The organism is Paenibacillus sp. MER 99-2 (assembly GCF_023714095.1).
GTDB lineage: Bacteria > Bacillota > Bacilli > Paenibacillales > Paenibacillaceae > Paenibacillus.
Genome location: NZ_JAMAUZ010000001.1, coordinates 1,553,609 through 1,577,909, shown reverse-complemented (window position 1 = coordinate 1,577,909; position 24,301 = coordinate 1,553,609). Strand labels below are relative to the sequence as shown.

The window sequence follows — 24,301 nt, the reverse complement described above, 5'->3', positions numbered from 1 at the left end:
AATTACAGTCACCATCCTTTCGTATGTTACCGCTTACATTTATCTTACAGGTCTAAAAAAAGACAGACAATCTAAAAAATGTGACGTATTATATAACATAATTGACTTTTTTAGGTAGGGGTGAAGGTATGAATCATACGGTCTCTTATGCTTTTCGTAATGACGATACATCAATCATGACACTTGACTCCATTGGATGGCAGATCGTCTCAAGTGAAGAATATCGTTGCCCAAGTGATGACAGACCGGATCCGGGGCATGTTGTTTTTCAATACACCCTTAATGGCCAAGGCTATTTGGATATTGACAATCAGACAATCCCTTTACCTAAGGGGCACGCACTACTTGTTAAAATCAGCGGAGAACATTGCTATTACTATCAACAAGAAAACAACGAACCTTGGGAATTTATATGGATTAACATTCGTGGAGATGAAGCCAATCGAATATGGGATATGATTCATGATAATGAGGGGTATGTCATTCTGCGAAACGCTGATTCTCCTTTAATTCAAGAGTTATGGCAGATCATTCAATTAATTCATCAAGAGAAAGTGACCGACAAATATCGCCTATCCATGCATGTCTATCAGTGGTTGCTTCTCTTGGTGCAGACAAGTCGGGATGCGGAGAGGGATATCGGTCTCCTTTCAATAACAACAATCGAGAAATGCAAAAAGTTTATTCGAGAAAATTATGCTACGCCATTAACGCTCGATTTACTGGCTAGCCATTGTGATATCAATAAACATTACTTATGTAGATTATTTCAAAAGTCGGAGAAAACATCACCGCTTGCTTATCTCAAGGATAGACGAATTGAGGTTGCCGTCCGACTACTCCGTACAACGGAACTTCCGATTGCTCAAATTGGTCAACAATGTGGATTTGAGAGTCCTAGCTATTTCGGCAAAGTTTTTCGGCAATATATGTCCATGTCACCCAAAGAATACCGGTTGAATAAGTTAGCATTTCCTTACGAGGCTATCTATTATGAGTAACTCCTCTCTGCTCTTGCATAAGACTCTCAGGTACTAAGACGTTTGGCACTCTAGTTTTATAATTCTATAGCATTGTAAATTTGATCTATACGTTTTTCAAGAGACTCGAACTGGACGAATCTACCTTCCCTGAACAGCTCTTTTTGGTCATAGAACATAATTAATGTTGGAACGGAGAAAATTAAAAATTGCCCCGCTACCTCCGGTACCTGCTGTGCATCCACTTGCACTAATTGTATGTGAGGATAGTCTGTCAGCAACGTCTTTAATTTGGGGAGAATGGCGTGACAGACCGTACAGTCTTCTTGTGAAACATATAGTAGAACTAAGGAATGATCTTGCAAGCATGGTTCGATTTCTTCGATTGAATTGAATAATTGATGATTAATCTTGATCTAATCCTTTCATAATTAGCTTATTGACGTATAAAAATTGTATACGCAAGCAGCAAATATTAAAAATCATTCCATTTTCATGATTCACCGGATTCATTTAACACCTCTGATAATCGTTATCTCTTGTATTGGAAGCGATCAAGGAAACGTCTAACGAGGCGATGGGTTAATTTATTCTCACGCATAACCCAGCCAATAGAAATGACACGTTGCATGCCTTCAATTTTGAGGATGGTAAAGTCATGATGCAGCACACTACGATCGTGCGTGAAGGAGTATTCATGACCGATCGTAACCGCATTCAACTGAGCAAGAGCCGCATTGACCACTTCTGAGTTTTTAGTACGAAACAAGACATCCACCTCTCCTACCAATTGCGAAAGCTGTGTTACAAATTGATCTACCAATTCATCATTAAACAGGACAAGGGTCTCATGTTTCAACTCATGCATCGTAATTGACTTTTTGCCGGCTAGGCGATTCGTGTGATTCACACATGCGTGCATCACACCTTCATCAATAGGGACAAAATGCAGTCCTAGCAAATGGTTTTCCATATCATCTTTGTATAAAGCGATCAAACCGAGATCAATCTCTTTGTTGCGGACATCTTTGATAATGCTACGAGCTGAACTTTCGGATAACTCAAATTTCAGATCGGGATAGCGCTTTTTCATACTTGCAATGGTAGGAATAATACCAGGAACACCTCCCGGTATCGCAGATAATCGCAATTCTCCATGAATCGATTCCCCAATATACTGTGCATCTTCCCTCATCATTTGCACCGTATCCACAACAGTTCTCATCTTATCCAAAATTGACTTGCCATGTTCTAACAGATAAGCTCCATTACGAGATCGATTAAATAGCTTCACGCCCAATTCATGCTCCATACGAGTAATGGCTTGACTGATCGTAGATTGCGTGACAGACAAGTTTTCGGCAGCGACGGTAATCGATTTTGTCTTCTCAACTTCGAGCACATATATCATTTGTTCTAAATTCATCGTTGACCTCTATTCTCATTACATTAATTATATTTAAGTTAAATAAATTTTTCTTAAATATACATGAACCTTGAAGTTAAGTATACTTTGAATTGAAGATATATGTAAGCGAAAACAATTAAATTATTACATCTGAAGGAGTGTAACATATGAACACATATGAGAATCGATTTGCAGGAAAAGTAGCGCTTGTAACAGGTGCAGCATCTGGTATCGGTTATGCAATTGCAAGAAGACTTGTCGAGGAAGGAGCTTCGGTTCTCGCCGCCGATCTGAATACAGAACGTCTGGAAACCATCCAGGGTGAGCTAGGAGAACGGTTTGTCGGAGTGAAAGCGAATGTAACCGTAGAAAGTGATGTAGAAGAAATGGTTCGTGCGGCTGTGAAGCAATTCGGTAAACTCGATCTAGCATTCAACGTGGCAGGTGCTTCCCGCGCAGGTGTAATTACAGAACTTTCAGAAAAAGACTGGGACTTCACCGTGGATTTGTGCATGAAGGGTGTCTTTCTAAGCATGAAACACGAGGCTCTTGAGATGGCTAAACATGGTGGCGGAGCTATTGTAAATGTAGCTTCCCTCAACTCTCATGTACCTATGTATGCCGGATCGGCATATGCTTCTGCCAAAGCTGGCGTTGAAATGCTGACCAAGAACGGTGCTCTCGAAATGGCACGTAATGGTATTCGGGTGAACGCCATCCTTCCAGGTTTAATTGATACGCCATTAACAGCCGACCTGCTCTCGAATGCAGATATTAACGAAGCTTATATGGAGCGAATCCCGATGAAACGTGCTGCACAGCCGGAAGAAATGACTGGACCTGCGCTGTTCCTGGCAAGTGAGGATGCGGGATATGTATCCGGTTCAAGCCTTATTGTAGATGGGGCATGGGCAACAACAGGTTATCCAGACCTTAGCCGCTGGTTCTAAACTAGCACCTCCCATATTGATAATAGTTATATGTAGCAAAAAGTCTACAGGACAGAGCTTAGCTCTATTCCGTAGACTTTTTCATTAATGAAGTTAAAATGACCGCCGGCAGAAGATGCCGACAGTCATCGTATTATTGCGTAGTATGCTTCTCATCATATTCGCTTGATATTTCTTTGAGCGATCTGATTTTACCATGAGGGTGCTGTTCTTGCTTTCGTGACTTCCAAGCAGCTTCCTGCCTTTTCTTCTGGCGAGCCATAAAAGATCTCCTCCTCAGGAAATGAGAAATGATACTACTCCTTTAGGATGTCGATGTTAAGCTACTTTCATTCATCCATAGCTCTTATTGAGCAGTGTATCCACCGTCTACGATCAGGCTGTTACCAGTCATATAGGAAGAATCGTCACTTGCCAAGAACAGAACAGCTTTTGCCATTTCATCTGCTTGACCCAGACGTTTCATTGGTGTAGCTGCAGAAAGAGCCTGTTTGCTCTCTTCAGGAATAATCGGTGTGTCGATAAAACCTGGGCATAGCGCGTTAACTCGAATGTTATTTTCTGCATATTCAAGTGCAAGCGAACGAGTCAAATTCACAACGCCGCCTTTGGCTGCATTGTAGGCTGCAGAACCAGGTGAACCAACCCATCCATACATGGATGCTGTGTTAACGATCGTACCTCCACCAATTTTCAGCATTTCGCGAATGGATTCACGCGCAACCAAGAACACGCCGTCCAAGTCTACGTTGACTGTATTACGCCATTCTGCATAGTCCAGTTCATGTGAAGGATGCACACGTCCAATCCCTGCGTTGTTGAAGACAATGTCCACTCGGCCATAAGCTTCAACGGTTTGTTTGAAAATTTCAGCTACCTCTTGTTCACTTGTGATGTTGGCTTTAATAAAGAGCGCATCAGCTTTAAGCGCTTTCAGCTCCTGCTCAAACGCCTTCCCTTTTTCTTCATTCAAGTCCACCAAGACCACTTTGGCTCCCTCTGACACGAATAGACGTGCTGTCGCTGCGCCAATTCCAGATGCTCCTCCTGTGATAACGGCTACTTTATCTTGAAGTTTGCCCATGAATAATTCCTCCAGTATAATATAAATATTTTGAATAGCAGCTATATAAATAGTGCTATATGATGTTTACAAAACTAATTGTATGCTTAAAATTGTAACAATCCAATCATTAAGATGAGACGAAGTGTCTACCTTATAGACAATTCTCCCTACAATGTCGATATTAATAGGAGATTTTTTGAATGAATGATGAACTTATTGTGACAACTCAGCATCGCAATCGCACCAAAGAACACCTCCAATCAGCCCTGATTCAACTTATCAAGAAAAAAGGCTTTCATGCGGTGTCCGTTAAGGACATTGTAGAGCAAGCGGGATACAATCGAAGCACATTTTATTTACACTATCAGGATAAATATATTCTTGGTGAAGAACTTTTAACTATGAAACTTAAAGGGTTGCGAGGTGCGGTAGGAAGACCTTATTGGCACGGTCAAAAGGTTCTGACTAGCAAGCTGACAGCTGAATCTTTTCAAATCGTAGAGTACATTTACGAGCATCGTGAATTCTTTGAATTGATTCAATATGACGATACCTTACCCGGTCTACATACAGGTTTTCCACAAACGATACTTAAAATCTATGAGGAGCAGTTTATCTTCGAGACAATCAACAACTCCCCAGTAAATATGGAGTATTTCAAGTACTATACCGCATATGGTTTTTTTGGATTATTAAACAATTGGATCTTAAGCGGATATCGTGAATCACGGGAGACATTTATCCAAAACGTGATTGAACTTACGCGAACTCATATTCACTCTTTTCAATATGTTGGTGAGATCGATGAGTTCTTTTAGAGACAAACTAAAAATCACCATACATCGCTACATCTAGCTCCATCGCCCCGCCAGACCATGCTTTTAGTGAAGTCCACTCTGCCTCTCCTTGCCAGAAATCAGCGTCTGGTGAGAGGCCTAAGGCTAGAAATACGGTTGTGCACAAGTATAAACTGCCTGTCGAAATATATCCCTCACCGATTGCGGGTTGACTTCCAGCAAATCCGATGCGGAGCCAACCATGCTCATCGAAGGTACCTGGCATCTCAATCTGTCTCTTAATTACGGCTGTGAGTGCGCAGCGAACCTGTGCTGGTAATAGCTTTTCAGGCAATTCTTCCCGCAGAGCCATCAGCGATAAATGCTGAAATGCCCCGAAACGATATGCCAGTGATCGCCCAAGGGGTGGGTAAGTCCCTTCTGGTGAGATCATTCGTTCCAACACAGCCGCATAACGCGTTGCTCTTTTCAACACGTTAACTTGAAGGACAGCCCAATCTTCAAACTGTTCGCCTACTGCATCTAGAATATCGACGAGCATGGGTTGAATGACAAAGCTATTGTAATAATCCCAATGAAACGCCGGACCGTCTCCGTACGCACCGTCGCCTTTATACCATTGCTCATGCTGCCTTAATGCATAATCGACACGCATACGATCCCATTGTTCTACACCCATTCGAAATAGTGCAGTTTCAATCATGGCACTAAACAGGAGCCAGTTGCTAAAGACCGGACGAATCTTTCGTGTAGCCATCAACGCCGAGATTAAATTCCTTTTCGCTTCTTCATCAAGCAGTGCATACAGTTCGTTTGGAGCACGTAGAACTGCATTGGCAAGAAAGGCTGCATCGACGACAGGCTGACCACCTGTGGTGAAATTCATATAGTCCGGCGAAGTCGGATCCGTTGCAGCCTCGATTGCTTGTCTTGCCATTACAGCCATTCGTGCTCGAACTTTACCTTCCTCACCCGAACGTGGTCCATGCTCAAGCCATGGTGCAATCCCTGCCAACGTCCGTCCCAACGCTTCCAAGTATGTATAATCAGATCGGTCACCCGCGCTTGCTTCAACAGGCATCTCTACAGCCAATTTTTGTTGCGATAAAGAATGTAAAACAGGTTGTGCAATCTGTATTAACTTGTCTACCCAATATTTTCTGTCGTCTCGCATGATGCATCGCTCCTTCGCCAGGCTCGTATTTTAGATCAAGTATAGATCGTTGTATCCCCTCCTTCAATAAACTATAATGATCAAAAACTGACCTATCGTGCTAGGAGTGTACACCGATGTTGAAGTTAATTTCATGCGGATTTCATACCATTCACCATGAGGGAATTATCCGAAATCGCCCGAATGGATCAGGTCATTACACGTTTGTATTCTTTAATAGCCGTGCAGAAGTGACGCTACATGAGCAAACGATGATTGTAGAAAAAAATACATTTATTCTTTTTCACCCCGAGACGCCTCATGCGTACCGTGAATTGGAGAACCCTTTTATCAATGACTGGTTTCATTGTTATGGCGCAGACCTGACTGATTTTCTGATGGAATTGAATTTCCCGCTGGATACTCCGATTGAAGCATCCGATCCACTGCTCATATCCAGATGTATTATGGAGCTACAAAAGTTCAACCGGCTCGATGGTTCACTACGTGATCGTATCATCGATTGTGATCTTCGATCTTTCTTTATGAAATTGAGTGATTTGCGTGAGCGAACGGCTCCTCATCAACTGAGTCGTTATTATATTCGATTCAATGAATTACGTAACGAACTATACCGCTCACCTCAACAGAGTAATTCCGTGACGGAGCTTGCCTCCCGACTAAATGTTAGTAAATCTTATTTTCAACATATTTATAAGCAGTTGTTTGGCTGCTCCGTGATGATGGATATGATTAACGGAAGGCTTGAACATGCCAAGTACCTTTTGGATCACAGTGAGATGTCGGTAACCGAAATAGCCAGCTCGTGTGGTTATGAAAATGACACCCATTTCATGCGTCAGTTCAAGAAATTTGTGGGTACCTCACCAAGGCAATATCGATTTAGACGTGAAACTAATTATTTATAGAAAATAGACCAAAAAGGCTAGCCTGTAAAAACGGCTAACCTATCAGGTAACAAATGTCCTGTGATCTATCACACATGTTAATCTGTTTCGGTCTGATATTGTCCATACCTATGAATTGTTATATCCTTTATTATCGCAGTGGCGCAAAATGGCTGATGGAAGACAGAATTCTCTCCGTTTCCGAGATGATATCGGATGTAAGCTCAAGCTCAACCGCTTTGAGATTCTCTTCAATCTGCGCCGGTCTGCTAGAGCCAATAATGGCAGAGCTTACCACGGGTTGACGTAGAATCCAAGCTAATGCGAATTGGGATAATGTTGCTCCTATTTCATTAGCAAGTTCAGATAGCTGGACAGTACATTGGAGCACATCCTCACGCAAATAACTGTTGATGACACCGTTCGTCTGATTATTCGCAGCCCGTGTACCCTCGGGAATCTGCTGTCCCGGTTTATATTTACCTGTAAGCACACCCTGAGCCAATGGAGAGAACACGATCAGTCCCAGTCCTTCCTGCTCGCATTGCTCAATCACACCTTCTCTCTCAATATAGCGCTCAAACATATTGTATATCGGCTGATTGGAAATTAACGGACGTAAGTTCAGACGTTTGCTGATTCCTGATGCTTCCGCGATCTGCGCCGCCGTCCATTCACTGACACCTGCATACAAAATTTTGCCTTGCGCTTGCAGATCATCCAATGCTCGAAGTGTTTCGTCAACAGGAGTTTCGGAATCAAAGCGATGACATTGATATAAGTCAATATAATCTGTTCCCAATCGTTTTAAGCTCGCTTCACACTGCTCGACGATGTGTTTACGGGACAGCCCCCGATCGTTCGGTCCCGATCCTTGTGGGAAAAACAACTTCGTAGCAAGTACGTAACTACTACGTGAATACTCCTTCAACGTACTCCCCATAACTTCTTCGGCACCTGGATACGAATTCGATGTATCAAAAAAATTAATGCCGAGTTCGTACGCTTTATGCATACATGCACGCGCCGCTTCCTCTGAAGTTGCCGATCCATAGGTCAGCCAGCTTCCCAATCCAATCTCGCTTACCTTCAATCCACTTCTACCCAGTCTTCTGTATTTCAACTGCATCACTCCTTATGAGAATGGTTGGATTAGAGCCTATTCATGTAAACGCTCTATTGTACAATCTTAGGATAGTGGTTAAACTTAGGTTTAAGTCAAGACATTCAACCATTTTTTTTGAAAGGAAGATTTGCTTGGAATTTTCGATTAAACAAGTCGCGGAACGCACCCAATTGCCTGCTTCCACTCTGCGTTTCTATGATCGGGCAGGTCTGATGCCCTTGTTGAAAAAGACAGAATACGGTACCCGTAAATATTCTGAGATGGATATATGTTGGCTTGAATTAGTACGTTGTCTGAGGGACAGTGGCATGCCGCTTGAGGATATCAAAGCATTTATGCTGTTATGTCTAGAAGGTTCCAGTACAAGCGAACTGCGTAAGGAGATGTTGGAGCAGCATCGGTATAACATTTTAAAACAAATGGAAACGTTGAACTGTAGCCTGGGTACCATTGATTACAAGCTGGAGCACTATAATGAAATTGGCATTTTTCATATTGATACTAAATAGTACATACGATGCTTATCATAAAAATAAAAAAACGCTCGTGTTAGGTACGGATTGCATCCCTTACCTTAACGAGCATTTGAACATTAGTTGGAGGTCGAACTAAAATTATGAAAGAGATGAACCCGATTATAGATACATTCTTAATCCGTTTACACGAACGTCTGGAACAATATGAGACAACAGATCCTGAGATCATAGCTGAGTTAAAGAACATTTTGAAATTATGGCCTGAGGTACCAAGCTCCGGAAAACTCCCGAGTCCACAAGGATCACCAGTCGCTAAATATCTCGATATCGCTTTGAGTCTTGGTGACACGGGGTCTGAGTCAAGTCTGGCTGCTGCGATCAGACCTTTGGCACCCTTCCTTCATTGGACTTTCGGTTATCCACCACATCCGCTGCACCCAAACCTAGAATCACAAGTATCCTTCACACAAATTATTGGACCGGATGATCTAGGAATGGCTGACCGCTTGTTGATTGGCCTTACCCTATTAGCTCCTGAAACGTTTTATCCTGCTCATATGCATCCTGCTGTTGAAATATATATCCCCATCGGAGGGATAGGAATATGGAGTAAAGGTAATGAGCAACCAACAGCAAAAGCACCAGGTACTATGATTCTTCATCAGAGCGGAATTGTACACACCACAGCATCAAAACTCGACCCAGTCTTGGCGCTTTATATTTGGCGAGGTGATCTTATAACATCATCCAAATTCATAACTGATTGAGAAAATTATCTGAATAATGAACTAGAACACTTGGAATGAAAAACCGATAATTTTCTTCCTCCTGTGTTCTAACATACACTATTCGTTTAAGATATTTTTGTTGCTGTTAGAATTCATTTGTTTGTTTGCGTACGCAGCCGCACCAATCATTCCTGCTTGTCTACCTAATTTAGCTTGTACGATTTCACAAGAACTGGAAGCAAGCGCTAAAGCATGTTTTCTAACGGTATCTCGCACTGTTTGCAGCAAACGTTCCCCCGCAGCAGACATTCCACCACCTACGATAACGACTTCAGGATTCAATAAATTGATCACATTTGCAAGACCAAATCCAAGAATGGTGCCTGTTTCATGCATCACCTCGATCGCAAGGGCATCTCCAAGATCATAGGCCTCTGATATCATATGGGCTGTAATTGTCGTCCAATCGTCTCCTACCCATTGCAAGATGATACTTGATCGACCTTTCTCAAGCTTGTCAGTAAACGTTCTAACCATGCCAACTGCAGATACATATCTGCCTAGACAGCCAGAGCTTCCACAACGACAAGGTCGCCCTTCCCGGAACATATTCATATGTCCAATTTCGCCAGCACTAGACGTGGTACCGTAGATTACTTTGCCATCATTCACGATACCCGATCCTAGACCCGTACCTAATGTGATTAATACCAGGTTGCGATAACCAACGCCTGCACCGAAGAGCCATTCTCCATACATATTTACCCGAACATCATTATCAATGAAGACTGGAAACTCAAAATGTTCCTTCATCACATTCACCACATGAATGTTCTCCCAACCCGGAAAGTTAGGCGAGAATATAGATAGCCCTTCCTCTGGATCAAGCAATCCTGGAATGCCCATACCCATACACTTAATTGAAGACTGATCGATGCCTTCAAGCAGCAGCATCTCTTGAACAATTCCCTGAATTCTGCTCAATACATGAGCTGGTCCCTTGCTTGCTTCTGTAGGGTCACTTCTTTCGTGAACGATGTGAAAATCCATGTTGAAGATGGCGGACTTAATATTGGTTCCACCAAGGTCAATGCCTATAACATAGTTACTCATGATCTTGATCTCCGTTCTTATAGGTTTAGAGTATTGTAAAATACTTCATGCCTAAAATGAATGGACATATGAGACTAATATTGGGTAACTGCTTCCATGAAAGTTAATATCAGAGGTTGCACCAAAAAAACACAAAACATCCTCATCGGACGTTTTGTGTTTTGACTTTTATGGTACGTACTATTCAGGTACATACTTCTCAGGTACGTATTTTTCAGGCATGATCTTGTGTGAATCGGGATTGTATGAATTGATTTTTTTATTGAGAAGATGTCTCTGAAGAGGATTGACTATTCTGTTCTGGACGACGATCTCTGCCGTTCATACCTCTTCCTCCTGCACTCTCACCTAATTTGGTCAAATCAATCGAGGATGCATCGATAAGAGTATCGGAACTCGCTTTTTGCTCATCCGTTGTAGCAGGAATAGATCCATCTAGTTGGCCTTGTATACTCTCTGCACGTAATGTACCTAACTTGATCAGTTCAGTAACAGCCTCTTCATATGCATCGTATGATACAAATGCAGTTGGATCATTTTTAACATAATCTGCAATCATCGTATTAAGATGCTCTACCGTTGCCTCGAATTTACCATCCGCGAAATAACCATCTACAATTTCCTGTAGGTATTCATGATACTTTTCCTTATATTCCGGCACTTCAAGCAATTGATTAAGAATCGGACGTTCCTCCATTGTTACACCAGAGATTGGTGTGTCAATTGCTAGATTAACCACATCAGAAGCCGTACCCACCTGGAATCCTCCAAAAGCCATATTGTAATCCCACGGTAGCATGCTAATCTGTCCATTATTTTCATACAAATAATAGTTGTGACCCATGTTAGAAGTATAGCTATCCATATTGACGACTACGGTATGAGCCGCAAAATATCGGAGAACAGCATCCACATCAACATATTTCTCCAGATCCGTACCCGCATTCAGGTTTTTGATTGCTTCGATGACCCGATTTTGATCTTCCTCAGTCGTTTTGGTTTTGGCATTGTCGAAGATCGCAGAGTAGCTTGAGGCTTCATCATCGGTATACACTAATGAAACACCATTGGTTCCTCCGTTCATTCCTCCTCCGCCTCCTCCACCGGGTCCCATGCCCCGTCCTCCACGAACATCATCGGATTGCGGATCTGTGTCTGTACCCGAAGTCATATCACTTGGTGGCTCAATGCCTTCTGGAGGTTGTCTGTCTCCCATCATTTCGCTATCGCCCTGTTCAGGTGCATTCCCCTCAAAGTTACCTGGGTTCATCATTCCACCTGCTCCACCGCCCATATTATCGTCATTGTTAGGTTTGTAGAGTTCTCCCTCATCATTCTTGGCTCGAGCGAGATAACCACTGTCGATGTCCTCAACAGCTAGGTATAATCCCCACGTTTCCCCGTTAACATGGATGTCGGCAAAAGCAAATAGTGGAGCATCAACGCCGATATAATCCATAATGTCATAGCTAAGATACTCTTTCATATAGCTACTATCTGAAATCATGTTGTTAACTACTATTTTGTCGAGTCCCATCCATGTCTGGTCTTTGACATACTCGTCAAATTTAATTTTGAAGCTATATCGGTCTGTCGTATCGTCCTGAGCAACTTGTCTCAGGCTGGAATTCCCTTTCGCTCGAATCCCTACGTTTTCAATGGTTGTTCCGTTGATCGTGACATTGGCTTTGATATAATTTTCTTCCGTTGCTGTATCAAGCATTTCTTGCCAAGCATCTGCATCTACATCTATTGAGAAGGACATGACCTCCGTTTTATCAATCTCCTGCGCATACCCTACAGTTTGCGTATTTTCATCCGTGACCTTACTCTCCGTAGTTGTATCTGTAGTGTTGCTTACAACTTCACTGCTGCAAGCAGATAGGATCATTCCAGAGATTAACGTTACTGCGGCTATACTTCTCCACTTATGTTTCATCATTCTTCTTCCACCTTCCAAACGTAATGAGTTATCATCTGCTTGGAAGTAAGTTTAATGGCATAAGCTGAAATGAATCTGAAATGATCATAGAACTGATTTATTTAATTAAGTCATTCCTTGGTTCTACCAATAGTGATCTGTTGTTCCGTGAAATTCTTAACATGACCGCTTTTCTCATAAAAGTGAATCGCATGCTGCTGAACACCTGCTCTTGTGTAGAAGGGATCACCAGCTACAAGTGGCAAGCTAACATTCTCACCTGTACTAGCTGATTTATAAATCGCTGTGATCATCTCCAAGGTGCTGCGACCACTTGTTCCATCAACTAGCGGCGGCTCCACTGATTCAATGGCAGTCAAGACATTGTCAATTTGAGCGGTATGTCCTTCGTAAGGTAGATTCGGTAGGCGATCATACGCCTCTTGAAGCTGTTCCTCCAGCTCCACATTTTTCTCAGGAAATCCGTTCGCTCGTGAAGAGGAGGCTGTGATTTTCCAAGGAGCTGAGATTCGAGCATGTTGCCCTTGAAAAATGAACTGTTGCTCTTCACCATGATGCACAACCGAACTCGTGATCTGTCCCAGTGCTCCATTCGGATAACGAAGCATCGCAATGGATATATCTTCGACTTCAGCATTATCATGCGCGACATTGCTCATAAACGCCTGCACCTGATCAGGACGTCCCATCATCCAGAGCAGGGCGTCAATATGATGAACAGCATGATTCAACGTGCAGCCGCCGCCCTCTTTCTCCCACGTACCACGCCACCAGAGATCATAGTAACAATGACCTCTCCACCAGAATGAATCTACCTGTGCATGCAGGATTGCTCCCGCAAGTCCAGTATCCAGCATATTTTTCAGTTTCATGATTGGATTTGTGAATCGATTTTGTGCCACAACCGACAGTACCTTGCCGCTCTTCTGTGCGGCTTCAATCATTAGATCGCATTCTTCAAGCGAAGACGCCATCGGTTTTTCAACCAATACATGACTTCCCGCATTCAGAAAATCAACAGCGATCGGCGCATGTTCATACGGAGGCAGACAGATCGAGATCAGATCAATCCCCGCGTGAAGCAGCTCTTTGTAATCGCTAACAATTTTGGCGTTCAGATTAAATTCACTCTTCTTTGCTTCCGCTTTGTCAGGATACAGATCACACAGCGCTACAATCTCGCATCGCTCTCCAAATTGCAAATAACTATGGATATGCGCGTTGGAAATAGCACCTGTACCTATAATCGCTACCTTTAACATCATAAATCCCCCTCTTCACTTTAGATGCTCTTAACATCATGGTATCTTAGGATAACGGTCTATTGTGATCCTGTAATGTGGATAAAATAACGCTATGTTGCGGTTTTGAAGGAGCTTCGTTATAGTAAACATGCTGGACAACAATACAGGGGAGAGATGTTGAGGTATGCGATATGATCTGTACAAGTTCAATGAAAATACCCTTCATTTCGGATATAGGCGCAAAAGTATAAATAACGAGCACATGGAGACATTTCATTCTCACTTAGGTATCGAATTGTTATTGATCCACCAAGGTAGTGGAACGATGATTGTTAATAATCGAAGCTATGATATTAAGCCAGGTATGTTCTGCATTTTTCAGCCGTATCAGCTCCATCACCTGAGATTGGATTATTCCAACAATCAATGTTTTGAACGATCTTTGGCTATTTTTGAGCCCGCTATGTTTGAAGCCTATTTTGAGAAATGGCCTGTTTTACATGCGTTTTTCAGACATATTTATGTAGGGAAACTGTCCTCGCCCTGCTTCTATGATCTGGATGATCAGCACATTTTGGTTCACTTATTCAAGAGCTTTCAAGAGCAAATGCCCCATTGGGACGAATCGAACCGATTAGAAGAAATTTCACTGTTTCTGGTGAACTTCCTACATCATCTCAAACCGTTATGGAATGACTTCGAGGTCAACTCAGCCGTCTCCCCAACCGAACGCAAAAATCATCAAGTAGAGCGAATCCTGGGCTGGATCGAAAAAAATTATCATGTTCCTTTTCGTTTAGATGAGCTGGCTCAATCGTTGCACCTATCTTCCTATCACCTTTCACATTTATTCAAAGACGCCACTGGGGTCAGCATTTCTCAGTATATTGCTGCTCGCAGAATTCATCAGTCTGTTCGCTTGTTAACTACAACAAATAAACCGATCTCGCTCATTGCGGAGGAAATCGGCTTGACTAACGTATCTTACTTCTGCAAATTATTCAAAGAACAGATGGATGTCACGCCCCACCAGTATCGCAAGAGATGGGTCAATCATCCTTTTCGTCTGGAATAAGTACATTTATTCGTTAAATTCAGTAGAATGAATTAGTGAGCTCTACACTTAAGCATCTCGCTTAAGATGCAGCAGAATCGCTAATGTAATGTAGGTTAGTGTCCATAACGTATAAATGCCAGCTCCTTGTAAGGGTGTAAAGTAATTGATTACATCAGAGGAAGGTGGTATGTACATATGCAATCCAGCCGTATCCGGAAAATAAGCTCTAATACGAGGTAGCAAGTCTCTCGACAATGGACTCAGTACAAAATAATATGAAAGCAGCGCCACTAAAGCAGGTGTCGTTCTTTTTACTATAGCACCTACCGCTGCACTGAGAAGTGTGGTTAATGTTAAATAGCCAGTCGCGCCTACTATTGATTTTATGATCATATCTAGTTCAATCCCTGCCACAGTGTCTCTCATTATGAATAACGGATATAGCACGCCAGATAAAACAATTATAAATGCCGCAGGAATGGTTATGATGGCCAATGCTACATGTTTCATGGACAATTGTAGACCACGCCAAGGTACAGTAATTAAAGTCGTTCGTATCTGTCCACCCGCATACTCCGAACAAGTAGCTAAAGTACCGAGAATCATGAATCCAGCCTGAAGATATATCATAGACGCAAGTCCTATATCTAATGTATTTTGTGTCCCTACTATCCCATGCAAACCAGCAGAAGCAGAAGTGAAAGCTGCTACGAAACATAAATTAGCTATGAATGTACTTATCAGTGTGATCCAAATCCATGGCAGTGTAACTAATTTATTTAGTTCACTAAACAAAATTCGTGGGATTTTTTTACTAGAAGAGATATTCATGATGCAACATCCCTCCTATGAAATACAACAGCTGCAACAATCATAAGAACAACTACCCATGTGAACATGACCAAGCCACCTGTGAGCGGAGTGTGATATCTGTCGCTCATCGACATAAACATATCAATGCCGGCGCGATCTGGTAAATACACCGCTAATGTTGTAACCTTGGCAAGCAAGATACTAAATGAAACAACAGATGAATTTATCATAAGTATAGTGAGTGGGATAATACTATTCTTGGTTAGAACAGTAAGCCCGAAAGCTATGAGCGCAGTGAACACCCAGTAGCAAACTGCACCGAAAAGCCTGAACCATTCAAATGTAGGAGCATATTCACCAAGAATTAGCTTAGTTGATAGCACAATTGTCACAATAGCCATTATACATAACAATAGGCTGATTGCTGTCACAGCCCCTGCCTTTGCCAACAGAAAATGAAGTCGGGATGGCACTGCAGATAAACTTGTTGTAATCTGTCGTCCTCCACCAGATTCACTGCTCTCTATGAAATACTCACTGCTTACAGCAAGCACACCAAGGATGATAACTCCTTGCACACCAAAACCTAATCCGACATATCCAACTTCCGCTAACCTTGTGCTAACTCCAGCGATAATATCCTCTTTTTCTGCGAGACTATCCAAGCCAGCAAAGATTGCTGGGGCAAACGCTCCAATGAAGCAGGCAAGCCAGATGCTCGGAAGGGAGAACAATTTAGACATTTCCGCGTTGAAAGCTCTCACCCAACATCACCTGCATTTTCCGTTGTTGTAAGCGCAAAAAAAGCTTCCTCTAACGTGGTATAGTTGCCCGTGACTTCTTCCAACGTTCCATCTGCAACGATTTTCCCCTTCTGAATGATCACTACATCATCAACCGTCTCTGCAAGTTCTCCCATGAGATGACTTGATAGTAGCACCGTATTTCCAGACTCTGCACGCTCACGTAAAAATCTTCTAATCCAACGAATACCCTCTGGATCGAGTCCGTTTACAGGTTCATCGAATACCAATATTTGCGGATCACCAAGTAATGCAGCCGCCATTCCAAGCCTTTTCCCCATACCAAGGGAGTAACTGCCTACTCTTTTACCAGCCGCGCCACTCAGACCTACTATTTCCAAAACTTCCTCAACACGTGTGAGCGACAATCCCGCTGCACGAGCAATCCAGCGCAAGTGTGCTCGTCCTGTTCGCATACGGTGAGCTCCTGATCCATCAAGTGCAGCACCTATTGTAGTTAGGGGATGCTGTAATTCTCTGAATGGAAACCCATTAATTAATGCGCTCCCTGAGGTGGCGCGATCTAATCCGAGCAGGATGCGGAGTGTAGAGCTTTTACCTGCCCCGTTCGGACCTAAAAAACCCGTTACTCTACCAGGTTCGGCTTTGAAGCTTATACCTGATAATATTTGTTGATTTCCACGACGTTTGACTACGTTATTGATAGTAAGCAAACACAACACTTCCTTTCTGTTATGGCTTTCATTATATAGAGGCTAAGTTACATCTCGGTGATCAACCTGTTTACTTCTGGGTTAACTTTGGCTCTTAAGCTCTCCAAAATAAAGAAATCCCCATGTTGCCATGGAGGATTGAATTCAATATTTAATACCTATACTGTGTAACTTGAGGAGTATCTTTCGTAAGTGTTATCGTCATATTAATCAATCTGAATGCGTTTCTGGTTGTTCTCATCCCCTGAGCGTTTCGGAACTTCAAGCTTTAACACGCCATCTTCCAATCTGGCTTTGATATTGTCTTCATCAATTCGTTCTACATAGAAACGTCGAAGGAATTCTCCTGATCGGCGCTCCTGCCGAATAATACGATTGGAATCATCCTTATGCTCTTGAAAATCATGACGTTTCGCTCGAATAATCAATTCATTGCCTTGAACCTGAATATCAATATCTTGTTTTGCGATTCCGGGAAGATCTGCCTCAATCCAATACTTGTCCTCGTCTTCACGAATATCGGTTCGGAATGGCTGGTTGCTGTTGCCCAGGGGAGATACCCATGGATTGTCAAACATATCATTGAAGGATTTCAGCATGTGTCCGAACAGGTCTTCATTTCGTTTGCGAAACGGAGTCATCTCAAACATTAACATCATCTCCTTAAATATGATTGGTATGTTGTTGCTTACATCTACGATTATAATCCGCTAATAAATGATCATCAAAATGCGAGAAAAACGAAAATAAACGATATTTTTGCAATATGGCCTGTTATACCGAAATAGATCTTTTTTTCTTAGTTTTTGACCTTTTTTGACCTTCTGACTTTCTCTGACATCTCTCTCCTATATAACTTGTAAGCGGTTAGTGCAATATTCAACTCTAATCTGGCGAGTGGCGCACCTAAACAGAAATGAGGACCAATACCAAACGTGAGATTTCTTTTATTATTTTTCCGATGAATGTCGAGTTCGAAAGGTCGCTCAAACATATGTTCATCCACATTCGCTGCACTCATCCATGCAATCACTAGATCTCCCTTTTTCAATTGAACACCTAATAGATTATTATCTTGCTTAACGGTACGATGTCTCTTCGAGATCTGGAAACGATAACGGAGCATTTCTTCAACGGTGTTAGGCACCAGGCCAGGGTCTTCTCTCAATTGCTTGTACAATGTTGCATCATCATACAATAAGGAGTAGAACATGCTCGATATCATATGGCTGGTTGATTCAATACCTGCTCCAAGTAACAACATCGTTGTTCGAACAACCTCTACCGCGAGTAGGTCAGATATAATGTCCTCTCCAGGATTCGCTCTCTTCTGAACCACGATTGGATAACTGAAAAAATAGTAGTATTCGACGTTGAGATGTGCTACTTTTGTTGTTTTTCAAGGTGCGTGTGCGGATGTGAGGTATACGCAATATGATCAGCGGAGATATGTTTTTTCTATTGTGAATTTTTCATATGTTGAAATGTTCATCTAAATATTGATTTTCCTTCGAAGTAAAAATAAGATCAGACATTAGTAAAATTAGTGCATGGTACCTTCGATTCACTTTTCCTCTGTGATTTGATAAAGTAAAAAAAACTTAGTGCTTTTCGTCAATAACGTTTATATCCCGATATTCCGTTCTCGATTACAATATTTTCAAGGCACCATTCACTCCATTATGGCTATTAAGGGGGAAAGTACATGAACAAGAAAACGAGATCTGTGGTTTTGTCTTTACTCATGTCAACCGTACTACTCGCAGCTTGCTCGAATGATAGCGGCGTAGGTCAAAATCCAACGAATCCGGACACAGATACCAGCGATTCAGGAACCATAACGATTCATACCGTAACATCTGAGCACACGGCTGCGAAATATCCGCAGGGTGACGATATTACAAACAATGTATGGATACGGCGCTACCAGGAAAAGTTCAATATTAATGTCAAAACGGACTGGGTTAGTGATGAGTACAATACCAAATTAAATCTCGCAATTGCATCCAATGACCTACCAGACGTATTCAGAGTTAACCCCTCTCAATTGAAGCAGCTGATCGAAGCGGATATGGTCATGGATCTAACCGAAGTGTTTGATCAACACGCTTCAGACCGAGTTAAAAGTTATATGGAAATGGACAAGGACAGTTACGAATCTGGTAAGAAGGACGGCAAATTGTACGGGATACCTCAGATGCACTGGGGATTAATTGAACAACCTGACTTTGTCTGGATTCGGAACGATTGGAAAGAAGAACTTGGTCTTAAAGACCCTACTTCAATGGGTGATGTCAAGGATATCGCATTGAAGTTTATGGAGAAGCACGGCGGTTATGGCATCGCGGTAGATCAAAGTCTAGATTACTTGAACCTGCTCGCAATTGGATGGGGCGCACATCCAGATATGTGGATTGAGGATTCCACCGGAAAACTGGCTTATGGCTCAATCCAGCCGGAAATGAAGAAGGCACTTGCTGACTGGGCAGATTGGTATAAACAAGGCATCATTGATCCAGAGTTCGCCATCAAAGACTTTAATGCTATGAATGCCGATATCGTTGCAGGCAAAGTGGGGATACAGCCTTTCTACCAATGGTGGGGTTACAATCCTGGGGTAGATACGGTATCCAATTTGGGCAAAGACGCCATCTTCTATCCTTATCTTATCCCTACGATTGATGGGCAAGAAGCGAAGCAATCCATCTTCTTCGCTAACAACAGTTATATTGTCATGAAAAAAGGATTCGCTAACCCACAAGAAGTGATCAAAATCCTGAACGACTACGCATACATCGTGGACGAAGGCAGTGGTAAAGAATCTGATGAAACCTTGTCCGACTTGTTGGACAACGATATTGCACATGTTGTAGGTGCGTTCCGCGTACTTAATCCTAACTCCGATTATGAGCAGTACGAGGCTGTATCCGCAGCTCTTCAATCCAAAGACACTAGCGGATTAACCACTTCGGGCATGTGGCAGAAATACAACAACAGTGTCGAGTTTATGGAGAATGCAACGCCAGGATCCGTCGGTGATTATTTGCAGCAAGGAGCGCCGAAGAATGCCTATAGTCTTGCCAAGAAGGTGTTGGACAGCGAGAACTATATCAAAACAGCGTTATGGGGAGTTTCTCCAGAAGTACTGTCAAATTACGGCTCCACACTGGATGATATTCTGACTGAAGGCTTCACGAAGATTATTATGGGTAGCGAGAATATTGATTACTTCGATGTTCTTGTCCAGAATTGGCGTGCTGCCGGAGGCGATGAAGCCACTCAAGCGGTCAATGACACCTACGGCAAATAAATCGGTCGGTTACAGTGAGGGGATGAGATTCGTCTCACCCCTCTTTTTGATAGCGGTTACAAATGTAACACATCTAGAACGGAGGAATTGGAATGCTGCGAAAATGGAAACAGCAGAGTCCCTACCATCTCATGTTGATCCCGAGTCTGGTCTTGGTGTTTATTTTCAGCTATATCCCCTTTTACGGGCTTGTTATTGCTTTTCAGAAATACAATCCTGGTCTAGGCTTCAACTCACCTTGGGTTGGATGGGACAACTTCGCACACATATTTAATCAGCCCAACTTCGTAAGAACGATCTGGAATACATTGTACATGTCTGTGTTCAAAATCATCGGTGGGATCGTCGTCCCTGTTATCTTCGCATTACTGCTTAACGAGGTGCTCCATAGTGGAATCAAACGTACATTTCAAACCCTCGTATATATCCCCAATTTCTTATCCTGGGTCATCATGGCCGGTATCATGCTAGATATCCTTAGTGCCAACGGCATCGTTAATACATTCCTTGGTGTGTTCGGGATTCAGCCTATTTCCTTTCTTGGCACACCGTCCCTGTTCCCTTGGACTATGATTGTAAGTGACATCTGGAAAGGATTCGGATTCGGAACAGTCGTTTACTTAGCAGCTCTTACGAGCATTGACCCCGGGCTATATGAAGCCGCAGTGATTGATGGAGCCAAACGATGGAAGCAAACGATCTACATTACGCTGCCCCTGCTCATGCCAACCATCGTTTTAATGACTGTGTTGTCTCTCGGTAATGTGCTCAATGCTGGATTTGACCAAATCTATAACCTGTATTCCCCTGTTGTCTATCAGACGGGAGATATTATTGATACCTATGTATACCGACTAGGGATTCAGCAAGCTCAATATTCGATTGGTACAGCTGTCGGATTATTCAAATCCATCATCTCCAGTATTCTGGTTGCGGTCTCCTACATTCTGGCATACAGGGTGGCCGGTTATCGCATCTTCTAAGGAGGAACTCTCATTATGGTCTATGATAAAAGTTTGAGCAGGCGTCTGTTTCATATTGTGAACTATACGATACTGCTGGTCATCTCTCTACTCTGTATCCTGCCGTTTATCAATTTGCTCGCTGTATCGTTCAGCAGTAGTTCGGCCGTATCTGCAGGTAGTGTTACATTCTGGCCAGTCGAATTCAATACGAAGGCATATGAGTTCGCCTTAACAGGCGGAGCGTTTTTCTCCTCTCTCTGGATCGCCGTTAAACGAACGATACTCGGAACGTTAGTAAATCTTGTATTGATTGTTCTCACTGCCTACCCACTATCCAAATCGAAGGACAAAGTGATGGGCCGTAATATCTATATGGGCTTTTTCATCGTCACCATGTTATTTAATGGAGGGTTAATTCCAACGTATCTGGTGGTCGTCAAAATGGGGCTGATCGATTCCATCTGGTCGCTGATTCTGCCCGGTGCTCTACCCGTGTTCAGTATGATTATTCTCATGAATTTCATTAGAGGCTTACCTGAAGAGATTGAGGAATCCGCCATCATTGACGGGGCTGGGCCTGTGCAAGTCTTGCTGCGTATTTTACTTCCACTCCTCAAACCAGCCCTTGCAACAGTCGGCTTGTTCAGCATCGTCGCCCACTGGAATTCTTGGTTTGATGGCATTATCTATATGAACAATCCAGCCAATTATCCATTACAAAGTTATTTACAGACCCTCCTGCAGAGCTTTGAACAAATCATGCTGAAATCTGGATCGGATTATACCCAGCTGTTATCCATGATGAACGCCAGAACGGGACGCGCTGCTCAAATGTTCTTAGGAGCCATACCGATTCTACTTGTATATCCATTTCTACAGAAGTACTTTACTAAAGGATTGGTGCTTGGTAGTGTCAAAGGATAAGCAAATGATTCATGTGTTTCATGCTCTGAACTGGCTAAAACGATATCCAAAGGACTTGCAGGCTGAACTGCAAGTCCTTTAATTTATTCACTCTCATTATATATAATCGTCATTAGATATAGCCGGCAGCAGAATGGTAAAAATCGTGCCCTCCACTACTGCACTTTCCACCTGGATCCCGTAAGACTTTCCAAAATGAAGCTGAATGCGACGCTGCACATTGTGGACACCAATCCCTTTTGTGCCATCACTCGCTCTTGGTTTCTCAGTCATAAAGCTCTGGATCATATGCTCTTCCATACCTACTCCGTTATCACAAACTTCGATTGTAATATCACTCCCCTTCATTTGAATCCGTATCGTTATGACACCATCATCTTCACGTTCGGCAAGACCGTGAAAAATCGCATTTTCAACAATGGGCTGTAGAATCATTTTGGGCATCCGGTAGTCCATTAGTCGATCTTCAATCTCATAGTTCATCTGAATACAACCGTAGTATCTCACATTCTGAATGGTTACATAATTCCTAATGTTATCTAACTCCTCACGAATGGTTACTAGACTATTATCTGATCTTGTGGCGTAACGGAGCATAGAGATTAGTGCATCTGTCATTTCCACAATTTTGTCAGCCTGCTGCATGGAGGCAATCCATTTGACTGATCCAAGTGTGTTATATAGAAAATGGGGGTTGATCTGATGATGGAGTGCACGCATTTCGGCTTGAGCCTTCTCCATCTCTTCTTGCTGCATACGCTCAACCATCCGTTTTAGCTCATGGGACATCTTGTTAAACCTTACTGACAAATGCCCTATCTCATCTCGTGAGCGAATATGCTCAACTTGTTCGAATTGCCCCTTTTCTACAAGGGATATATTACGTAACAGTCTCTTAATTGGCGTTGTAATGACATGGGATAGAAAGACGGATAACACGACTGCAAAAAGAAACATGACGACGGCAAGCGTTACCAAGTTACGACCTAAAATTTTACCGTCAGCTGTTAACTCATCCAAAGGCATATAAAGATAACTTGTCCACTTTTGCTGACTTAAAGGGCTGGTCACTACAACATTCGTTGCTTCAGGTGGACGCACGTTTCCCCGAAACAACGTACCAATCAAGCGCTCATCCACGTTATATACAATCTTATCGTCCTCATCTACGATCATAAATCTGGAGCGCAGCCCCTCCTGCAAGTTACGATTAACGATCTCAATAAATTTAATATCAATGCTAACGACGATTACACCAAGCAGTTTGCCCGTAGAGACATCATGAATTTTCCGCGCATGTGAGACTGCTAAGATTTTGTTCTGCAATTGCTCATCAATTCGGGTAGTCAAGGTGATAGTTCGATCATTCCTATGCAAGAACCTTTTGAACCACAATTCGTTCGCTACTTTGTAGTTTGGATCAATAGGCTGGTGAGGACTGACAAACAGATCTTGTCCTCCGTTCAGGTTATAGAGGTAGATGGAGAATACGCGATCCTTCATCATAATATAGTTCATCAGAATATTGTATGCTGCAATCTCTCGCTGCTCATCACTATTTCGAAGAAAGTCTTGAATTGGAAAACTGCCTTCAGGCGTCGCAGATAGATCATTACTAAGTCCATTGCTCGCGAGGAGTGTAATTTTTTCGATTTCTTTTAGAAACTCATCTATTCGAATATTGGTCTGCTTGGATAGATCGTTCAGCACGTTCGTATAATTCTGTGTCAATAATCGTTCAGAAGAATAATAGGAATTGATGGTCATCACAAGTACCGGAAGGATAATAACCGTTATGCAGATCACCATGATTTTGTGCTGGATTCGGACGAATCGGACATGCTTCATTGGATGCACCTCAATT

General features: G+C 42.6%; 24 protein-coding genes and 1 pseudogene. 10 read left to right on the top strand and 15 right to left on the bottom strand.

Going from position 1 to position 24,301, the window contains the following annotated elements; translation table 11 throughout:
• Window positions 1-128 precede the first annotated feature (128 nt).
• The gene (locus tag M3636_RS07135) at window positions 129-1,001 is read left to right on the top strand and encodes a helix-turn-helix transcriptional regulator (protein ID WP_251381780.1); all 873 of its coding nucleotides are present in this window, start codon (window positions 129-131) and stop codon (window positions 999-1,001) included.
• 56 nt (window positions 1,002-1,057) lie between these two features.
• Here the strand turns inward: M3636_RS07135 and M3636_RS07130 are convergent, their stop codons facing one another.
• Together M3636_RS07130 and M3636_RS07125 are read right to left on the bottom strand one after the other, a co-directional pair.
• Window positions 1,058-1,345 carry a thioredoxin family protein gene (locus tag M3636_RS07130; protein ID WP_285858549.1) on the bottom strand — a complete coding sequence of 96 codons (288 nt, stop codon included), beginning with the start codon at window positions 1,343-1,345 and terminating at the stop codon, window positions 1,058-1,060.
• Window positions 1,346-1,512: 167 nt separating this feature from the next.
• The gene (locus M3636_RS07125) at window positions 1,513-2,406 is read right to left on the bottom strand and encodes a LysR family transcriptional regulator (RefSeq protein WP_128101965.1); all 894 of its coding nucleotides are present in this window, start codon (window positions 2,404-2,406) and stop codon (window positions 1,513-1,515) included.
• 149 nt (window positions 2,407-2,555) lie between these two features.
• Between M3636_RS07125 and M3636_RS07120 the strand changes: the two genes are divergently transcribed.
• Window positions 2,556-3,338, top strand: coding sequence for an SDR family NAD(P)-dependent oxidoreductase (locus tag M3636_RS07120; RefSeq protein ID WP_145407636.1), 783 nt, complete (start codon window positions 2,556-2,558; stop codon window positions 3,336-3,338).
• Window positions 3,339-3,471: 133 nt separating this feature from the next.
• Here M3636_RS07120 and M3636_RS07115 read toward each other — a convergent pair whose 3' ends face one another.
• Both M3636_RS07115 and M3636_RS07110 read right to left on the bottom strand, forming a co-directional pair.
• Entirely contained in the window at window positions 3,472-3,600 is a 129-nt protein-coding gene (locus M3636_RS07115) for a DUF6254 family protein (protein ID WP_222124443.1), read from the bottom strand.
• An 84-nt stretch (window positions 3,601-3,684) separates the two neighbouring features.
• On the bottom strand, window positions 3,685-4,422 hold the full coding sequence (locus M3636_RS07110) for an SDR family NAD(P)-dependent oxidoreductase (RefSeq protein ID WP_251381779.1): 738 nt from the start codon (window positions 4,420-4,422) through the stop codon (window positions 3,685-3,687).
• A 182-nt stretch (window positions 4,423-4,604) separates the two neighbouring features.
• Between M3636_RS07110 and M3636_RS07105 the strand changes: the two genes are divergently transcribed.
• The gene (locus M3636_RS07105; protein WP_128101962.1) at window positions 4,605-5,222 is read left to right on the top strand and encodes a TetR/AcrR family transcriptional regulator; all 618 of its coding nucleotides are present in this window, start codon (window positions 4,605-4,607) and stop codon (window positions 5,220-5,222) included.
• A gap of 7 nt (window positions 5,223-5,229) precedes the next feature.
• Here the strand turns inward: M3636_RS07105 and M3636_RS07100 are convergent, their stop codons facing one another.
• A complete protein-coding gene (locus M3636_RS07100; protein WP_251381777.1) occupies window positions 5,230-6,375 on the bottom strand; it encodes a DUF2264 domain-containing protein in 1,146 nt (381 codons plus the stop codon).
• 116 nt (window positions 6,376-6,491) lie between these two features.
• On the opposite strand from M3636_RS07100, the gene M3636_RS07095 reads away from it, so the two are divergent.
• A complete protein-coding gene (locus M3636_RS07095; RefSeq protein ID WP_145407633.1) occupies window positions 6,492-7,283 on the top strand; it encodes a helix-turn-helix domain-containing protein in 792 nt (263 codons plus the stop codon).
• Between the two features lie 130 nt (window positions 7,284-7,413).
• Here M3636_RS07095 and M3636_RS07090 read toward each other — a convergent pair whose 3' ends face one another.
• The gene (locus M3636_RS07090; protein ID WP_251381775.1) at window positions 7,414-8,385 is read right to left on the bottom strand and encodes an aldo/keto reductase family protein; all 972 of its coding nucleotides are present in this window, start codon (window positions 8,383-8,385) and stop codon (window positions 7,414-7,416) included.
• Window positions 8,386-8,519: 134 nt separating this feature from the next.
• Between M3636_RS07090 and M3636_RS07085 the strand changes: the two genes are divergently transcribed.
• A complete protein-coding gene (locus tag M3636_RS07085) occupies window positions 8,520-8,897 on the top strand; it encodes a MerR family transcriptional regulator (RefSeq protein ID WP_145407631.1) in 378 nt (125 codons plus the stop codon).
• Window positions 8,898-9,004: 107 nt separating this feature from the next.
• The gene (locus M3636_RS07080; protein WP_251381773.1) at window positions 9,005-9,631 is read left to right on the top strand and encodes a dimethylsulfonioproprionate lyase family protein; all 627 of its coding nucleotides are present in this window, start codon (window positions 9,005-9,007) and stop codon (window positions 9,629-9,631) included.
• 78 nt (window positions 9,632-9,709) lie between these two features.
• Here the strand turns inward: M3636_RS07080 and M3636_RS07075 are convergent, their stop codons facing one another.
• The 3 genes from M3636_RS07075 to M3636_RS07065 all read right to left on the bottom strand — a co-directional run bounded on the left by M3636_RS07075 (window position 9,710) and on the right by M3636_RS07065 (window position 13,909).
• Complete coding sequence (locus M3636_RS07075; RefSeq protein WP_251381772.1) at window positions 9,710-10,705, bottom strand: ROK family protein; 996 nt, start codon at window positions 10,703-10,705, stop codon at window positions 9,710-9,712.
• A 259-nt stretch (window positions 10,706-10,964) separates the two neighbouring features.
• Window positions 10,965-12,647 (bottom strand): CotH kinase family protein, encoded by a 1,683-nt coding sequence (locus M3636_RS07070; RefSeq protein WP_251381770.1) that lies wholly within the window; start codon window positions 12,645-12,647, stop codon window positions 10,965-10,967.
• Between the two features lie 110 nt (window positions 12,648-12,757).
• On the bottom strand, window positions 12,758-13,909 hold the full coding sequence (locus M3636_RS07065) for a Gfo/Idh/MocA family protein (RefSeq protein ID WP_251382499.1): 1,152 nt from the start codon (window positions 13,907-13,909) through the stop codon (window positions 12,758-12,760).
• Between the two features lie 166 nt (window positions 13,910-14,075).
• Between M3636_RS07065 and M3636_RS07060 the strand changes: the two genes are divergently transcribed.
• Window positions 14,076-14,966, top strand: coding sequence for an AraC family transcriptional regulator (locus M3636_RS07060; protein WP_145407626.1), 891 nt, complete (start codon window positions 14,076-14,078; stop codon window positions 14,964-14,966).
• Window positions 14,967-15,014: 48 nt separating this feature from the next.
• On the opposite strand, the gene M3636_RS07055 is transcribed toward M3636_RS07060, so the two are convergent.
• The 5 genes and pseudogenes from M3636_RS07055 to M3636_RS07035 form a co-directional block, all read right to left on the bottom strand.
• Window positions 15,015-15,779: an ABC transporter permease gene (locus M3636_RS07055; protein ID WP_251381768.1), complete on the bottom strand. Its 765-nt coding sequence runs from the start codon at window positions 15,777-15,779 to the stop codon at window positions 15,015-15,017.
• The gene (locus tag M3636_RS07050; protein ID WP_251381766.1) at window positions 15,776-16,525 is read right to left on the bottom strand and encodes an ABC transporter permease; all 750 of its coding nucleotides are present in this window, start codon (window positions 16,523-16,525) and stop codon (window positions 15,776-15,778) included. Before M3636_RS07050 ends, M3636_RS07055 begins: the two co-directional genes overlap by 4 nt.
• A complete protein-coding gene (locus M3636_RS07045; protein WP_251381764.1) occupies window positions 16,522-17,238 on the bottom strand; it encodes an ABC transporter ATP-binding protein in 717 nt (238 codons plus the stop codon). The genes M3636_RS07050 and M3636_RS07045 overlap by 4 nt, the downstream gene beginning before the upstream one ends.
• A gap of 206 nt (window positions 17,239-17,444) precedes the next feature.
• Window positions 17,445-17,888: an Hsp20/alpha crystallin family protein gene (locus M3636_RS07040; protein WP_145407622.1), complete on the bottom strand. Its 444-nt coding sequence runs from the start codon at window positions 17,886-17,888 to the stop codon at window positions 17,445-17,447.
• Between the two features lie 149 nt (window positions 17,889-18,037).
• Window positions 18,038-18,601 (bottom strand): annotated as a pseudogene (locus M3636_RS07035) (cytochrome P450); the annotation flags it as partial.
• 342 nt (window positions 18,602-18,943) lie between these two features.
• Here M3636_RS07035 and M3636_RS07030 point away from each other — a divergent pair.
• The 3 genes from M3636_RS07030 (at window position 18,944) to M3636_RS07020 (ending at window position 22,437) form a co-directional block, all read left to right on the top strand.
• The gene (locus M3636_RS07030; protein ID WP_128101951.1) at window positions 18,944-20,548 is read left to right on the top strand and encodes a type 2 periplasmic-binding domain-containing protein; all 1,605 of its coding nucleotides are present in this window, start codon (window positions 18,944-18,946) and stop codon (window positions 20,546-20,548) included.
• Between the two features lie 92 nt (window positions 20,549-20,640).
• Window positions 20,641-21,531: an ABC transporter permease gene (locus M3636_RS07025; RefSeq protein WP_145407619.1), complete on the top strand. Its 891-nt coding sequence runs from the start codon at window positions 20,641-20,643 to the stop codon at window positions 21,529-21,531.
• Between the two features lie 15 nt (window positions 21,532-21,546).
• Complete coding sequence (locus tag M3636_RS07020; RefSeq protein ID WP_128101950.1) at window positions 21,547-22,437, top strand: carbohydrate ABC transporter permease; 891 nt, start codon at window positions 21,547-21,549, stop codon at window positions 22,435-22,437.
• A 96-nt stretch (window positions 22,438-22,533) separates the two neighbouring features.
• Here M3636_RS07020 and M3636_RS07015 read toward each other — a convergent pair whose 3' ends face one another.
• The gene (locus M3636_RS07015) at window positions 22,534-24,285 is read right to left on the bottom strand and encodes a cache domain-containing sensor histidine kinase (protein ID WP_251381763.1); all 1,752 of its coding nucleotides are present in this window, start codon (window positions 24,283-24,285) and stop codon (window positions 22,534-22,536) included.
• Window positions 24,286-24,301 lie beyond the last annotated feature (16 nt).

Bases quoted from the DNA above. Each gene is read 5' to 3' on its own strand.
- M3636_RS07025 (WP_145407619.1), top strand. From the start codon at position 20,641: ATGCTGCGAAAATGGAAACAGCAGAGTCCCTACCATCTCATGTTGATC.
- M3636_RS07100 (WP_251381777.1), bottom strand. From the start codon at position 6,375: ATGCGAGACGACAGAAAATATTGGGTAGACAAGTTAATACAGATTGCA.
- M3636_RS07070 (WP_251381770.1), bottom strand. From the start codon at position 12,647: ATGATGAAACATAAGTGGAGAAGTATAGCCGCAGTAACGTTAATCTCT.
- M3636_RS07115 (WP_222124443.1), bottom strand. From the start codon at position 3,600: ATGGCTCGCCAGAAGAAAAGGCAGGAAGCTGCTTGGAAGTCACGAAAG.
- M3636_RS07020 (WP_128101950.1), top strand. From the start codon at position 21,547: ATGGTCTATGATAAAAGTTTGAGCAGGCGTCTGTTTCATATTGTGAAC.
- M3636_RS07105 (WP_128101962.1), top strand. From the start codon at position 4,605: ATGAATGATGAACTTATTGTGACAACTCAGCATCGCAATCGCACCAAA.
- M3636_RS07040 (WP_145407622.1), bottom strand. From the start codon at position 17,888: ATGTTTGAGATGACTCCGTTTCGCAAACGAAATGAAGACCTGTTCGGA.
- M3636_RS07075 (WP_251381772.1), bottom strand. From the start codon at position 10,705: ATGAGTAACTATGTTATAGGCATTGACCTTGGTGGAACCAATATTAAG.
- M3636_RS07065 (WP_251382499.1), bottom strand. From the start codon at position 13,909: ATGTTAAAGGTAGCGATTATAGGTACAGGTGCTATTTCCAACGCGCAT.
- M3636_RS07015 (WP_251381763.1), bottom strand. From the start codon at position 24,285: ATGAAGCATGTCCGATTCGTCCGAATCCAGCACAAAATCATGGTGATC.
- M3636_RS07095 (WP_145407633.1), top strand. From the start codon at position 6,492: ATGTTGAAGTTAATTTCATGCGGATTTCATACCATTCACCATGAGGGA.
- M3636_RS07055 (WP_251381768.1), bottom strand. From the start codon at position 15,779: ATGAATATCTCTTCTAGTAAAAAAATCCCACGAATTTTGTTTAGTGAA.
- M3636_RS07135 (WP_251381780.1), top strand. From the start codon at position 129: ATGAATCATACGGTCTCTTATGCTTTTCGTAATGACGATACATCAATC.
- M3636_RS07080 (WP_251381773.1), top strand. From the start codon at position 9,005: ATGAAAGAGATGAACCCGATTATAGATACATTCTTAATCCGTTTACAC.
- M3636_RS07125 (WP_128101965.1), bottom strand. From the start codon at position 2,406: ATGAATTTAGAACAAATGATATATGTGCTCGAAGTTGAGAAGACAAAA.
- M3636_RS07110 (WP_251381779.1), bottom strand. From the start codon at position 4,422: ATGGGCAAACTTCAAGATAAAGTAGCCGTTATCACAGGAGGAGCATCT.
- M3636_RS07030 (WP_128101951.1), top strand. From the start codon at position 18,944: ATGAACAAGAAAACGAGATCTGTGGTTTTGTCTTTACTCATGTCAACC.
- M3636_RS07120 (WP_145407636.1), top strand. From the start codon at position 2,556: ATGAACACATATGAGAATCGATTTGCAGGAAAAGTAGCGCTTGTAACA.
- M3636_RS07060 (WP_145407626.1), top strand. From the start codon at position 14,076: ATGCGATATGATCTGTACAAGTTCAATGAAAATACCCTTCATTTCGGA.